At 36.6% G+C, this 14,676-nt stretch carries 16 protein-coding genes; all 16 read right to left on the bottom strand.

Annotation, left to right across the window (positions count from 1 at the left end; translation table 11 throughout):
* Window positions 1–186: 186 nt before the first annotated feature.
* Entirely contained in the window at window positions 187–783 is a 597-nt protein-coding gene (locus tag F7888_RS04545) for a dipicolinate synthase subunit B (RefSeq protein WP_191777637.1), read from the bottom strand.
* Window positions 783–1,682, bottom strand: a complete 900-nt coding sequence (gene dpaA, locus F7888_RS04550; RefSeq protein ID WP_191777639.1) for a dipicolinic acid synthetase subunit A — start codon at window positions 1,680–1,682, stop codon at window positions 783–785. Before dpaA ends, F7888_RS04545 begins: the two co-directional genes overlap by 1 nt.
* Before the next feature lie 147 nt (window positions 1,683–1,829).
* Entirely contained in the window at window positions 1,830–2,093 is a 264-nt protein-coding gene (locus tag F7888_RS04555; protein WP_191777641.1) for a YlmC/YmxH family sporulation protein, read from the bottom strand.
* A 69-nt stretch (window positions 2,094–2,162) separates the two neighbouring features.
* Complete coding sequence (locus tag F7888_RS04560) at window positions 2,163–3,404, bottom strand: M16 family metallopeptidase (protein WP_191777643.1); 1,242 nt, start codon at window positions 3,402–3,404, stop codon at window positions 2,163–2,165.
* A 57-nt stretch (window positions 3,405–3,461) separates the two neighbouring features.
* Window positions 3,462–4,421 carry a polysaccharide deacetylase family protein gene (locus F7888_RS04565; protein WP_191777645.1) on the bottom strand — a complete coding sequence of 320 codons (960 nt, stop codon included), beginning with the start codon at window positions 4,419–4,421 and terminating at the stop codon, window positions 3,462–3,464.
* 298 nt (window positions 4,422–4,719) lie between these two features.
* The gene (gene pnp / locus F7888_RS04570) at window positions 4,720–6,837 is read right to left on the bottom strand and encodes a polyribonucleotide nucleotidyltransferase (RefSeq protein ID WP_191777648.1); all 2,118 of its coding nucleotides are present in this window, start codon (window positions 6,835–6,837) and stop codon (window positions 4,720–4,722) included.
* 188 nt (window positions 6,838–7,025) lie between these two features.
* Window positions 7,026–7,295, bottom strand: coding sequence for a 30S ribosomal protein S15 (gene rpsO / locus F7888_RS04575; protein WP_191777650.1), 270 nt, complete (start codon window positions 7,293–7,295; stop codon window positions 7,026–7,028).
* Between the two features lie 105 nt (window positions 7,296–7,400).
* The gene (gene ribF / locus F7888_RS04580; protein ID WP_191777652.1) at window positions 7,401–8,369 is read right to left on the bottom strand and encodes a bifunctional riboflavin kinase/FAD synthetase; all 969 of its coding nucleotides are present in this window, start codon (window positions 8,367–8,369) and stop codon (window positions 7,401–7,403) included.
* A gap of 33 nt (window positions 8,370–8,402) precedes the next feature.
* Window positions 8,403–9,332 carry a tRNA pseudouridine(55) synthase TruB gene (truB, locus tag F7888_RS04585; RefSeq protein ID WP_191777654.1) on the bottom strand — a complete coding sequence of 310 codons (930 nt, stop codon included), beginning with the start codon at window positions 9,330–9,332 and terminating at the stop codon, window positions 8,403–8,405.
* Between the two features lie 69 nt (window positions 9,333–9,401).
* Window positions 9,402–9,755, bottom strand: coding sequence for a 30S ribosome-binding factor RbfA (gene rbfA, locus F7888_RS04590; RefSeq protein ID WP_191777656.1), 354 nt, complete (start codon window positions 9,753–9,755; stop codon window positions 9,402–9,404).
* 15 nt (window positions 9,756–9,770) lie between these two features.
* Window positions 9,771–10,049 (bottom strand): DUF503 domain-containing protein, encoded by a 279-nt coding sequence (locus F7888_RS04595; protein ID WP_191777658.1) that lies wholly within the window; start codon window positions 10,047–10,049, stop codon window positions 9,771–9,773.
* The gene (infB, locus tag F7888_RS04600; RefSeq protein ID WP_191777660.1) at window positions 10,046–12,220 is read right to left on the bottom strand and encodes a translation initiation factor IF-2; all 2,175 of its coding nucleotides are present in this window, start codon (window positions 12,218–12,220) and stop codon (window positions 10,046–10,048) included. The genes F7888_RS04595 and infB overlap by 4 nt, the downstream gene beginning before the upstream one ends.
* A 19-nt stretch (window positions 12,221–12,239) precedes the next feature.
* The gene (locus F7888_RS04605) at window positions 12,240–12,545 is read right to left on the bottom strand and encodes a YlxQ family RNA-binding protein (protein WP_191777662.1); all 306 of its coding nucleotides are present in this window, start codon (window positions 12,543–12,545) and stop codon (window positions 12,240–12,242) included.
* The gene (rnpM, locus tag F7888_RS04610) at window positions 12,542–12,820 is read right to left on the bottom strand and encodes an RNase P modulator RnpM (protein WP_191777664.1); all 279 of its coding nucleotides are present in this window, start codon (window positions 12,818–12,820) and stop codon (window positions 12,542–12,544) included. Before rnpM ends, F7888_RS04605 begins: the two co-directional genes overlap by 4 nt.
* 12 nt (window positions 12,821–12,832) lie before the next feature.
* On the bottom strand, window positions 12,833–13,960 hold the full coding sequence (nusA, locus tag F7888_RS04615; protein ID WP_191777666.1) for a transcription termination factor NusA: 1,128 nt from the start codon (window positions 13,958–13,960) through the stop codon (window positions 12,833–12,835).
* A gap of 36 nt (window positions 13,961–13,996) precedes the next feature.
* A complete protein-coding gene (gene rimP / locus F7888_RS04620) occupies window positions 13,997–14,470 on the bottom strand; it encodes a ribosome maturation factor RimP (RefSeq protein WP_191777668.1) in 474 nt (157 codons plus the stop codon).
* Between the last annotated feature and the right edge of the window lie 206 nt (window positions 14,471–14,676).

Below are 14,676 nucleotides of genomic sequence, written 5' to 3' on the forward strand. Positions count from 1 at the left end.
TAATAAAAGAATTAGTTTTGATCGTTACGTCGTATAATGGGCTGGTTTTCTAAAGAGACATCTTCTCTCTCACAAGAAAATTCTCTTATGAAAATTAATAACTATTATTTTAACACATTTACGTAGTAAAGAAGAGAAGATTTTTTCAATTATCTTCTCTTCTTATTTTATCAGGTGAACCCTGGATTAGCTATCACGAAATTTCTCAATAATTACCGGTTGTAATTGTTTTCCGTCCATTGCTGCTAAGACAGTGTCAGATAATAACTCCATTCTAGCCACCATTGAGTTAGGCTTTGAATCTGGTGCATCTTGACCGAAAGGAATGAAATAGACATTTTTCGTAGACATCAAACGCATTAAATTTACTCCATTTAATCCAAGTGCATCATTAGTTGAGATTCCAAGTACGACTGGTTTTAAATTTCGTAATGTGGCCTTAGCAGCCATTAGTACAGGGGATTCTGTCATTGCGTTTGCGAATTTACTCATTGTATTACCTGTAAGTGGAGCAATCACCATACAATCTAAAGGAAGCTTTGGTCCTAATGGTTCAGCACCAACAATAGAATCAATTACCTTATGACCAGTTACCTCTTCTAGCTTCTTTACCCAATCCTCGCCCTTACCAAATCTAGTATTTGTTGACTTTACTGTATAAGATACTACCGGTCTGACTTCTGCTCCAGCATCCACTAGCTTTTGAATTTCAGGTAGTACCGCATCATAAGTACAATGAGAACCTGTTAAACCAAAACCAATTCGTTTCCCCTTTAAATCCATTATGCATTCTCCTCTCTTTGTTGTAATTGTTCTAAAAGGAGCTGAGTCATTACATTTGCAATAATCTGTCCTGCTGTTTTGTGTGCTACAATCCCTGGTAATCCAGGTGCGAGTAAAGCTTTGATTCCTCTTTTTTCAGCATATCGAAAATCTGTTCCCCCAGGCTTAGAGGCGAGATCAACAATTAAAGTATGTGGTGGCATTTTTGAAATGACTGATGCAGTCACAATTCGAGTCGGAATTGTATTTATGCATACATCAATATCAATTACTTCTTTGTCTAAATCTGATAGAAGAAAGGGAGTCAGCCCCATTTCTTTTATTCTTGCAATATGTTCTGATTTTCTAGCTCCAACCTTTACGTGGGCTCCTAGTGCTGCAAAGGTTCTTGCTACACTCATTCCAACACGACCAAGTCCTAAAACCATGACATTAGAATCATGAATGGTAATGTCTGTATGTTGTATGACGATCATAATTGTTCCTTCAACTGTAGGAATTGAATTATAAATTGCCACATCATCTCGTTCAAATAATTTAACTAATTTGCGATTTGTGGAGCTGACGATATTATTTAAATAGTCATTGCTTATTCCTGAATAAATCGTGCAATGTTCTGGTGTATTTGCAAGTATCTCTTCGGTTAAGTGCACTTTTTCGTTCGAGAAGATCGTTTCAACAATACCTTCCATATTTGTACCAGCTACAGGTAAAATAATGGCATCGACAGTCGAAAAGTCTAGTTCATCAATTTGTTCCTTAGAAGCTCCTGTAAAACCATGATCTAGCTGATCAAATCCTATTAATGAAAGCTTAGCATCTAATTCGATTAGCTTTCGAATCACTTCTAATTGTCGTGCATCTCCACCTATAATTGCTACATGCATATCCGTCAACATTCAATTCACCTTCTTCTTTTATAGCTTTTAACGCGCTCTATTTAAATATTTCCATGTCAAACTAACACTTTCTCATTCATCATATGTAAACGTAAACCAATGGGTGAATAAAAAAAAGCAATCGAGACACTGCTCGACTGCTTCTTCCTAGTTCTTTGATTGTTCTACTGAAATCTCATCTGGAATATCAATGATAATCATATCCGTACCGATTTTTTTTATATGGTTCCATGGAACACGAACCTCGTTCCCTTGTTTTTTAAGACCAAACCATTTTAATGATGGAATAATTAATGCATTGATTTGACCAGTGTGTTCATTAATCTCAAGGTCTGTTTGCCCAAGTACACCTAAGCGTTCTGCTCGTTTGACATCGACAATTTCTTTTCCACCTAATTCACTTAGCCTCATAAAACCACTCCTTTTACTAACATTGTATGGAGTAGTCCATTTTTTAGAAGCAAAAATCGTACAGGTATGTTAATTTTGAAGCTTTTTAGGTAGTTGTTCATTTGGACTGATTAATGCGACAGAATAATCATCTGTGAATAGTTGATTTGCCAATTGATTGACACCCGTTTCCTCGACAGCATTGATTAATTCAATCATTTCATCGAGAGATCTGTGCTTTTTAAGCAATAGTTCATTCTTTCCGTTTCGACTCATTCTACTATTCGTACTCTCTAGACTTAACATCAAATTACCCTTCATTTGCTCTTTACTGTTTGTTAACTCTTTAGGAGTAATTCCTTCTTTTTTCAGTTGAGCTAGAGTATCCATGATTGTTTCAAATAAAGTGTCTAGCTGGTTTGCACCAGTACCACCATATATCGTAAGAAGGCCATTATCCTCAAATGAAGAATGATAAGAGAAGATTGAATAAGCAAGTCCTCTTTGCTCTCTCACCTCTTGGAATAAACGGCTACTCATACTTCCACCGAGGATATTGTTTAAAACAATTAAGTTATAAATATCCTTGTCCCCAATTTGTAGACCATTATACCCTATACACAAATGAGCTTGCTCAGTTTCTTTCTTTCTCACAATTTTATTTGTATGAAAGGACGGAGCAGTATGCTTCTTCTTAGTGTGGTCAGAGGAATAAGCCCCAAACAGACTCTCAACTTCCTTAATAAAGCTGTCATCAATATTTCCAGCAACTGATACGACAACATTATCAGGTGTGTAGAATTCATTCATATACTCACGCAAACTATCACTATTAAACGTATTTAACGTTTCTTCAGTTCCCAAAATTGGATAGCCTAAAGGATGATTTTCATAGCTTGCTTTGCTTAATAAATCATGAACAATATCATCTGGAGTATCTTCATACATCTTGATTTCTTCTAGAACTACATTCTTCTCTTTGTTAAGCTCCTCAGTAATGAAAGAAGAATTAAAAAACATATCAGCTAATGTTTCTAACGCAAATTTAGAATGCTCGTCTAGAACCTTAGCGTAGTAACAAGTATACTCCTTTGATGTAAAGGCATTTACCTGTCCACCAATGCTATCAAAGGATTCAGCAATTTCACGTGCTGTACGTGTTGTTGTCCCTTTGAAAAACATATGCTCAAGAAAATGGGAAATCCCATTGTTTGATTCATTCTCACTTCTTGAACCAGTACCAATCCAAACACCTATTGCTACCGACCGCACTGTTGGGATATTTTCTAATACAACTCTTACACCGTTTTGACAAGTATATTTTTTGATCAAAGAGCGTTCCTCCCGTCTAATTTGCACGCATTTCAAAAATATTAATCCGCACTTATGCTATTTCATGACTCTTTCTTCACTTAATAATGTAGACACATTATTAATAATATATTCTTTTTGTTTTATTGAAACGATTAGTGTTTCTAAAGCTTGTGAGGTTGATGAAGTTGGGTGCATTAAGATAAGAGCTCCTGGGTGCACTTTACTCATCACTCTTTGTACAAGTACATCTGGCGTTGGACGTTGCCAATCAATCGTATCTACACTCCACATGATGGTCTTCATCCCTTGTTCTGCAGCTATTTTTACTACTTCATCACGGTAATTGCCACTTGGCGGAGCGAAGAGTGTAGGTTTCTTTCCAGTAGTTGCTTCAATGACGTCATTTGTTTTTGCTAATTGCTCAACAACTGATGATGAAGGCATTGTTTTTAAGTTAGGATGTGTATATGAATGGTTCCCAACTTCATGACCTGCAGACACAATCATTTTTGCTAAATCAGGATTTTCATTAACCCATCTACCTTCGAGAAAGAACGTTGCTTTCACATGATGCTTTTCCAATGTGTCAAGCATATCAGGAATGTACTCATTTCCCCAAGCAACATTTATTAAAAAGGAAACCATTGGCTTATCAGGATTCCCACGATAGATGGCTTCAGGTGGCAAATCATCTAAATGAACTTTTGGTGAAACCTGTTTAAGGACAAGATGTTGTTCATCAAAATTGCCCTCTTTTTTCATTTTTTTATAAGATGCATCGACATCAACCTGAATTCCATTATAGCCAGGAGTCGCTTTCCAGACTTTATTAATTTCAGCATCAATGGGTGCGACTTCATATTCACTAGCTTTGTCAACGATTTCTTGATACAAAGAATTCACTTGCTTTGAGACAGTTACACTATCATCTTTTAAATCACCTATATAATTAGTCGTATATGGATTTTGGATGGTACTAACTGAAATGATAAATATAAATAAAAACGAAATAAAGTGTATGTATGATCTTTTCATCAGAAATCCCCCTTTATACTACAATTATGTATGTGGGGGACAAGGTAGAACTTTTAAAAAGACAGTTGTATAAATTGTTGTTTTTAAAGCCGCAGCAGAATACACTCCGCGTCCTGTGTGTGACCGATGAGCCTCCTCGTCGCTTTGCTCCTGTGGGGTCTCACTCTAGCCACTGTTCCCACGGGAGTCTACGTGTATTCAGGCTGCTAAAATTCTCATATCAACATATTTTGAGAAAACAGGCTTTTTTAAACCAATTTCCATGCCAAAAAAGCCCGGATGACCAGGCCTTAACGTTTTATTGCTGTTGTTGCTTTTCTTTTTCTTCTTTGATCACTGCTTTTCTTGATAGGTTCACACGACCCTGCTTGTCAATTTCTGTTACCTTCACTAACAATTGATCACCAATAGAGACAACGTCCTCGACTTTACCAATACGTTCTTCTGCTAATTCAGAAATATGAACTAAGCCGTCTTTTCCATTAAAGATTTCGACGAACGCACCAAATTTTTCGATTCGTTTTACTTTACCAAGATACATTTGTCCAACTTCTACTTCCCTGACGATATCCTCGATGATCTTTTTAGCCTTTTCGATCATTTCTTCGTCAATAGAAGAGATAAATACTGTACCATCTTGCTCAATGTCAATTTTTACACCTGTTTCATCAATGATCTTATTGATTTGTTTTCCACTTGGTCCAATAACATCTCTAATTTTGTCAGGGTTAATTTTCATTGAAACAATTTTCGGTGCATATTTTGATAGTTGATTTCTAGGATCTTGAATTGTGCTTAGCATTGAGTCAAGAATCTGGCTACGACCAATTTTTGCTTGTTGCAATGCTTCCTCAAGAATTTCTTTAGATAATCCGTCAATTTTGATATCCATTTGCAATGCAGTAATTCCCTTTGCTGTTCCAGCGACTTTAAAGTCCATATCACCTAAGTGATCTTCCATGCCCTGGATATCAGTTAATACTGAATAATGCTCTCCAGATTTCACTAATCCCATTGCAATCCCAGCTACTGGTGCTTTAATTGGAACACCAGCATCCATCATTGCAAGAGTACTTGCACAAATACTTGCTTGTGAGGTTGAACCATTTGATTCAAGAACCTCAGAAACTAAGCGGATTGTATAAGGAAAGTCCTTTTCAGAAGGAATAACAGGCTCTAACGCTCTTTCACCTAACGCACCATGACCAATCTCACGTCGTCCTGGTCCTCTCATTGGTCCAGTTTCCCCAACACTAAATTGTGGGAAATTATAGTGATGCATGAAGCGTTTTGATTCCTCAATCCCAAGACCGTCTAAAATCTGAACATCCCCTAAAGCTCCAAGTGTACAAATACTTAAGGCTTGAGTTTGCCCACGAGTAAATAGTCCAGAACCATGTGTTCTTGGAAGTAATCCAACCTCTGAAGAAAGATGTCTTATTTGATCAATCTTTCTACCATCTGGGCGAACCTTCTCAACTGTTATAAGTCGACGTACTTCTTCCTTCACAAGCTTGTACAAAATTTCCTTTACTTGCTTAAGAGTAGCATCATCAGCTTCTTGTGCTTCAAATTTCTCAATTACAGCAGTTCGTATTTCATTAATCGCTGCTTCTCTTGCATGCTTTTCTACCACTTGTACGGCAGTAGTAAGATCTTTTTCAGCCATTTCACGAACTTGTTTTTCTAATTCTTGATCAATGACATATAATTGAACTTCTAACTTTTCTTTTCCAATCGCAGAAGCAATCTCTTCCTGGAAAGCGATTAGACGTTTGATTTCTTCGTGACCAAACATAATAGCTTCAAGCATTGTTTCCTCTGATACTTCTTCTGCACCAGCTTCAACCATGTTAATTGCATCCTTCGTTCCAGCTACAACTAAGTGAATATCACTCTTCTCAAGCTGTTCAACAGAAGGGTTTATAACGAACTCATTATCAATTCGACCAACGATTACACCTGCAATCGGACCATCAAATGGAATATCTGAGACACTTAATGCCAATGAGGAACCAAACATTGCTGCCATTTCAGAAGAACAATTTTGATCAACACTCATAACAATACTAATTACTTGAACTTCATTACGGAAACCATCAGCAAATAATGGTCTAATTGGTCTGTCAATAAGACGACTAGCAAGGATAGCCTTCTCACTTGGTCTACCTTCACGTTTAATGAAACCGCCTGGAATTTTCCCTACAGCGTATAATCTTTCTTCGTAATTCACAGTTAATGGGAAGAAATCTAGATTTTTAGGTTCTTTTGAAGCTGTAGCCGTACTAAGAACGACTGTTTCTCCATATCGAACTAATACTGCACCGTTTGCCTGTTTTGCCAATTGACCAATTTCAACTGTAAGCTCACGGCCTGCCCAGTTCATGGAAAAATGTTGTTTACCTTGTTGTTCCATGTTATTACTCCTCTCATATGTAAAAATTTCATAAAGAAATTTATTTGACTCATATTTTTAGTATGTATTTCTAGTATGAACTATATTAATTAATGATATCATCACAAGTTTCGTATGTAAAAAATTGTTTATCATAGGTTTATTTTATTGCTAATAAAAAAGCGGGAATTCTCCCGCTTTCTAAAAAGTTATCTACGTAAACCTAATTTATTAATAAGGTCACGATAACGAGTTACGTCTTTGTTACGTAGATAAGTAAGTAAGTTACGACGTCTACCAACCATCTTTAAAAGACCACGACGTGAATGATGATCTTTCTTATGAGTACGTAAATGATCGTTCAAATTATTAATTGATTCCGTAAGGACAGCGATTTGAACTTCTGGAGATCCAGTGTCGCTCTCATGAGTTTTAAACTCATTGATTAGTTCATTTTTACGCTCTTGTGTGATTGCCATCCTATTCACCTCCTCTAAAATATAATCCCCGATTACCGAGCAGACGTTGGTGACTCGTCCTGCCAAGCAATGGTTCTCTTAACACGTTAATAAGAATACATCTTTTTAAGACAAAAAGCAAGTCTGTTCCTCTTTTTTTTCAAAAAAGGAGATTGCATCTGCCTTATCTTGTTCAATCTGTTTAATTAAATCAGCGATTTGCTCGAATTTCTTCTCTGAGCGAATTCGTTTATACCACTGAACGGAGACACTCTCACCATAAATCATTTCATTAAAATCAAAGATATGGACTTCAATTGATTGAACCCGTCGCTCATTATTGAAAGTAGGCTTATAGCCAATGTTACATACACCATTATACCATTGAGCCTTCACCTTGATTCTAACGGCATATACACCCGTCGTGGGTAATAAAAAATCAGAGGTTGGCATCACATTTGCCGTTGGAAACCCAATCGTTCTCCCTCTCTTATCCCCGTCAATCACTTCTCCACGTATGGTGTAATAATTTCCAAGTAGTGAAGGTAACTGATCTACATCACCAGTTCCGATTAATTCTCTTATATAGGTAGAACTAATTTTCTTACCATCACATACCGTTTGTTTGTTCACTGTTGTTTGAGTAAATTGGTTACGTGAATGAAAAGGCATTGTCTCCATTGTACCTTTCCCCATTTTTCCATATGAGAAATCAAAGCCTGCACAAATATGCTTCACATGAAGTGCAATGATATATTGATCTACGAATTCCTGCGGCAATAGGTTAGCAAATTCCTGTGAGAATTCCACAATATAAAATCTGTCCACACCTAATTCGGCAATTAATCGTTCTTTTTCTACAATCGGAGTAATATATTGATTAATCTTCTTTTCCCGTCCAAGAACGACTGATGGATGAGGGTCAAAGGTCATTACAGCACTTTCCAAGCCATTTTTCTTTGCATACTCTATCGCCGTTTTAATCACTTGCTGATGACCAAGATGAACACCATCAAAATAGCCTAGTGCAAGAGCTGTTTCTGGAAGTTCTTCTTGCTTTAAAAAATGGGGGTATGAGAGTCTTATTGTTTTCATCGATTTCACCTTTTCTCATGTGTAACAAAGTTGTTATTGGTTTTGTGAAGAGATAGCAAGAACTTTGACAGGCTTCATTAAATGGTTTTTTGTTTGATGCCTAGCATATAATGCAAGACATTTATCATTTTTGTCGATGATGCAAATAGGTTGATTTTGAATGCCTTGTAGTTCAGTTGGAATCTCTAACACGGCTCCATTCATGACTTTTACTGCTACTGTATCATTAATTTTATATTTGGGCAAATGAAATAATGCACTTTCAATTGATTGTAAATTTTTCTCCAAAATCTGCGATTCCGCCATTTCTTCAATCTCTTCAAAGCTTAAACAATGATCAATCGTATATTGGCCAGAGGCAGTTCTCATCAAATCTGACATATGTGAAGGATAGCCCAATTGTTCACCAATCATTACTGCTAATGTACGAACATAAGTTCCTTTACTACATGTTACTCGAAATCTAAATGAAATTTGTTCCCCTTCGAAGATTTCTCTGTCATCTAATAATACAAATTCTTTAATCTTGATGGTCCTTGAAGGGCGCTCTACTTCAATACCCGCTCTTGCATACTCATATAATCTCTTACCGTTCACTTTAACTGCAGAGAACATTGGGGGAGTTTGAACAAGCTCACCACACATTGATTGTAGTACCTGCTCGATATCCGCTCTACTAATAGTTCGATCAACCTTCTTAGTACTGACAACTTCACCTGAAGCATCTTCAGTCGTGGTTGAATATCCAAGTGTCACTTCACCCTCGTAAGTCTTTTCTGCTGCCGTTATGTATTCTACAATTTTTGTCGCGCGACCTATACAAATAGGCAAGACTCCGGTTACATCAGGGTCTAACGTACCTGTATGACCCACTTTCTTCATTTTTATTAATTTCCTAACCTTGAAGACACAATCATGCGATGTCATACCCTTTGGTTTATTTAATAACAGAATTCCTTCCATGATATCCTCCTTATGCTTCATAATACAAAAATAAGGCTGCCCGGCACTTATTGGACAGCCTCACTTTTATTAATCTAAATTAGATTGTCGATTTAAATCACTTAGTAATGTTTCAATTCGATTACCATAATCAATGGATTCATCGAATTCAAACTGAATTTCTGGAGTTTTTCGCAAACGGATTCGCTTGCCAATTTCTGAACGGATAAACCCTTTAGCCTTAGCTAGGCCTTTTAACGTGTTTTCTCGTTGTTCATGATCACCAAGTACTGATATATATACTTTTGCTTGCTGGAGATCTCCAGTTACCTGAACATCAGTTACAGTTACAAATCCAATACGTGGGTCTTTTATTTTACGCCCGATGATATCACTAAGCTCTTTCTTCATCTGTTCTCCGACACGTGTAGGTCGAATACTCATTATCATCACCTCGTTTTAAAGCCACTCAAATTCTGTTACAGCTCGCTCAATTTCTGGGAAAGAGTCAATCAATTTCAAACAATGATTCAACTCTCTTTCAGATACTTGCTTACTTGTTGAAACTGTAACTATTGCAATTTTGGTGCGTTGCCACGTATCTTGAAAGTCAATTTCAGAAACAGAAACATTATATCTCTGTTTAAGACGTGTAAGAATTCGTTGTAAGACAGCTCTTTTGTCCTTTAATGAGGATGCATCATAAATCATGCATTCACATTCTACAACACCAATCACTTACGATCAATTTCTTCCATGATGAATGCTTCTATAACGTCTCCTTCTTTAATATCATTAAATTTGGCAATTGTTATACCACATTCGTAGTTTTGTGCAACTTCTTTCACATCATCCTTGAAACGTTTTAGAGTATCAATTTCACCTTCGAAAATGACTACGCCGTCTCTAATGATACGAATCCCGCTATCACGAGTAATCTTTCCATCTGTTACATATGATCCAGCAATCGTACCGATTTTAGATACTTTGAAGGTCGTACGTACTTCTGCTTGCCCGATTACTTTTTCTTGGTATTCAGGATCAAGCATTCCCTTCATTGCTGCTTCGATTTCTTCAATTACTTTATAAATAATACGGTGTAATCTGATATCTACATCTTCTGCTTCTGCAGTACGCTTCGCATTTACATCTGGACGAACATTGAATCCAATAACGATTGCATTTGAAGCAGATGCTAAAATAATGTCTGACTCAGTAATTGCGCCTACACCTGTATGAATTATTTTAACTTTTACACCTTCAACATCAATTTTTTGCAAAGATGCAGCTAAAGCTTCAACAGATCCTTGTACGTCAGCTTTAACAATTAAATTAATCTCTTTCATTTCACCTTGTTTAATATGTTCAAATAGATCATCAAGGCTTACCTTCACTTTTTCTCCACGTTGCTCTACTTGTTGTTTAGAAGCACGTGCCTCACCAACTTGACGAGCTTTCTTCTCATCGTCAAATACCATGAAGTGATCACCAGCAAGTGGTACATCATTTAAACCAGTGATTTCAACTGGTGTAGATGGACCAGCTTCCTTAACACGACGACCTAAATCATTAACCATCGCACGTACGCGGCCAAATGTATTTCCAACTACGATTGGATCTCCCACTCGTAATGTACCGTTTTGAACAAGTAGGGTTGCTACTGAACCTCTACCTTTGTCAAGCTGTGCTTCAATAACAGTACCTGTTGCATTTCTATTTGGATTTGCCTTATATTCTTCAACTTCACTAACTAGAAGAATCATTTCAAGCAATGAGTCGATTCCTTCACCTGTTAATGCTGAAAGTGGAACAAAGATTGTGTCTCCACCCCATGCTTCAGGAACTAAACCATGTTCAGTTAACTCCTGCATTACGCGGTCAGGATTCGCCGATGGTTTATCCATCTTATTCACAGCAACAATAATTGGTACTTCTGCTGCTTTCGCATGATTGATTGCTTCAACTGTTTGAGGCATTACACCGTCATCTGCTGCAACTACAAGTACAGTAATGTCTGTTACCTGTGCCCCACGAGCTCTCATTGTTGTGAACGCAGCATGTCCTGGCGTATCAAGGAAGGTAATTTTCTTGCCATTGTCAACGATTTGGTATGCACCAATATGCTGTGTAATTCCACCAGCTTCACCAGCAGTAACCTTAGTGTGACGAATTGAATCAAGCAAAGTTGTTTTACCATGGTCAACGTGACCCATAATTGTAACAACTGATGGACGCTCAACTAAGTCTTCTGGATTATCTTCAGACATATAGCCTTCAAATTCAGTTAATTCGAATACAATTTCTTCTTCAACTTCTACTCCGTATTCACCAGCAATCAACTCAATTGAATCTTTATCCAATTCTTGATTGATTGTAGCCATTACACCGAGCATAAATAATTTTTTAATGATTTCCGAAGGCTCTTTACCAAGCTCCTTCGCTAACTCACCAACAGTTAATGAACCACTAAAAGTGATTTTTTCAGGCAACTTTTTCTCAGGCTTAGGCTGTGAAAATTGCTGTTGCTGTCTATTATTATTATTTTGCCCGTTCTTTTGTTGTTTATTTTTCTTATTATTTCTATTTCTGTTGTTATTGTTATTATTGTTGTTAAAGTTATTATTATTTGATGGCTTTCTGGCTTGGTTATCCGTAGTAGCTTTTTTTCCATCATTGTTTTTCTTTACTTCTTTTGTTACTTTCTTTTCTGTTTGAACATTAGCTTTTGCTTCAGTTTTAACAGAACTATTCCCTTGTTTATAGCTATTGTCTAGTTTAGCCACAACATCATCCTCTAACGTTGCCATATGATTTGAAACCTCGATGTCCATCTCTTTTAATTTCGTAATAACGTCCTTACTAGAGATATTATGTTTTTTAGCGAATTCATAAACGCGCATTTTACTCATATGTTCACCCCCAAATAAATTAATCGAGCAGTAACATCAATTTATTTGCAAAACCGATATCTGTAATAGCAACAACCACTCTTGCATCCTTCCCAATTGCAGACCCAAGAGTATATCGGTCATTTACAGTGCGCAGCGGAATATGATAATAGCTGCTTTTATCTTTTACTTTTTTTGCAGTATTGGTTGATGCATCTTCAGCTAAAAGAACAAGTTTTACTTGCTCATTTCGAATACCCTTTATAACGAGCTCTTCACCTGAGATGACTTTTCGTGCTCGATTGGCAAGACCTAAAAACGAAACCCATTTCTCGTTTTTATTCATACTTTACGCTCTTGTTCGACAATCTTAAGTAATTCTTCATATAAAGAATCCTCAATTTTTACTTTTAAATGGTTTGCTAGAATGTTTTTCTTCTTAGCTAGTTCGATTAATTCTTTGTCTAGGCTTAAATATGCACCACGTCCTGCTTTTTTCCCTGTTGGATCAATTGATACTTCGCCTTCTTTTGATCGAACAATGCGAACGAGTTCTTTTTTAGGCCTCATTTCACCACTAGCAATACATTTTCGCAACGGTATTTTCTTTTGACCAACCATTTAACTCACCTCTCACTCAATTTCTTCAAGATTCAAATTGAATGACTCTTCTTCTTCATAATCTTCATCAAAAAAGGAAGAACCTTCTCTAGGATAAATACCTAGTTGCTCAGCCTCTGTTTGACTTTTAATGTCTATCTTCCATCCTGTTAACTTAGCAGCTAATCTAGCATTTTGTCCTCTTTTACCAATGGCAAGTGACAGTTGATAATCAGGTACAATAACAGTTGTTGCTTTATCTTCTTCATTTACTGTTACATCAAGAACTTTAGAAGGACTTAGTGCATTTGCCACAAAAACAATAGGATCCTCCGACCATTCAACAATGTCAATCTTCTCACCCTTAAGTTCATTAACAATGGCTTGGACTCTCTGCCCTTTTGGTCCAACACAAGAACCTACAGGATCTACTTCTTCGTTATCAGAGTGAACCGAGATTTTCGAACGATCTCCAGCTTCTCTAGCAACTGACTTGATTTCAACTGTTCCATCATAAATTTCAGGAACTTCGATTTCAAATAATCTCTTAAGTAATCCTGGATGTGTTCTAGAAACAAAAATCTGTGGACCTTTTGTTGTTTTTTCTACCTTTGTTATGTAAACCTTGATTCTATCATGAGGTTTATATCTTTCATTAGGCATTTGTTCGTTTGCAGGAAGTAGTGCTTCGATTTTACCTAAACTTACATAGATAAATTTCGAATCTAAACGTTGAACGATCCCTGTCATAATGTCTTCTTCTCGATCAATAAACTCTGAGTAAATCACGCCTCTTTCGGCTTCTCTCACTCTTTGTGTTACAACCTGCTTAGCCGTCTGTGCAGCAATTCTTCCAAAATCTTTCGGAGTCACTTCAATTTCTATGACATCATCTACTTGATAATTCGGATTAATTGATCGTGCTTCTTCAATTGATACTTCAAGTCTTGGATCATACACTTCTTGCACTACATCTTTTCTTGCGAATACACGCATTGTTCCTGTAGCAAGGTTTAAGTCAACCCTAACATTCTGTGCTTGATTAAAATTACGTTTATAAGCAGAGATTAAAGCAGCTTCAATCGCTTCAATAATAATATCTTTGCTTATTCCTTTCTCTTTTTCAAGCAGTGTTAAGGCATCAAATAATTCACTACTCATTTGATTTCTAATCCCCCTTTATGGTGACAATATTCATTAATTAAAAGTTACAGCCAATCTTGCACTTGCAACCTTCTCATACGGAATTTCAACTATTCTTTTTCTTGTCTTTATCATGATTGAGATAGTGACAGTCATACCATCAAAACCTGTTAACTCACCTTCAAATTCTTTTTCTCCATCAATTGGTTCATATGTTTTTAGATACACTTGCTTACCTATTGACTTTTCGAAGTCTTTATCTTTTTTCAAAGGACGTTCTGCACCAGGTGAAGAAACTTCAAGAAAATAGTTGTACGGGATAGGGTCTACTTCATCAAGCTTTTCACTTAACTTTTCACTAACCGTTCCGCAGTCTTCAATATCAACTCCTGTTTCAGAATCGATAAACACTCGAAGAAACCAATCTTTTCCTTCTTTTGCATACTCTATATCGACTAATTCCAAATTGAGTGGTTCTAAAATAGGCTGAACCATCTCTTCTACAATTTCTGTGACCTTCTTACTCATACTATACCTCCTTACATTTAAGGACTAATTGACATACATCCTTAATCTTACTCATAGTATTAGCACTTAAGCTAGAGAATAAATCCATAAGCTTAAAGGGATTAGAAAAAAACCCTTTTAGGCGAAAACACCCTGCTTAAGATAGCAGGGTCAGGTTGTTTACTAGTTAACCTAAGTATGTATGAATAAATAGCTTAAACAAACGA

It is taken from the genome of Litchfieldia stipae, from assembly GCF_014837155.1.
GTDB lineage: Bacteria > Bacillota > Bacilli > Bacillales > Bacillaceae_L > Litchfieldia.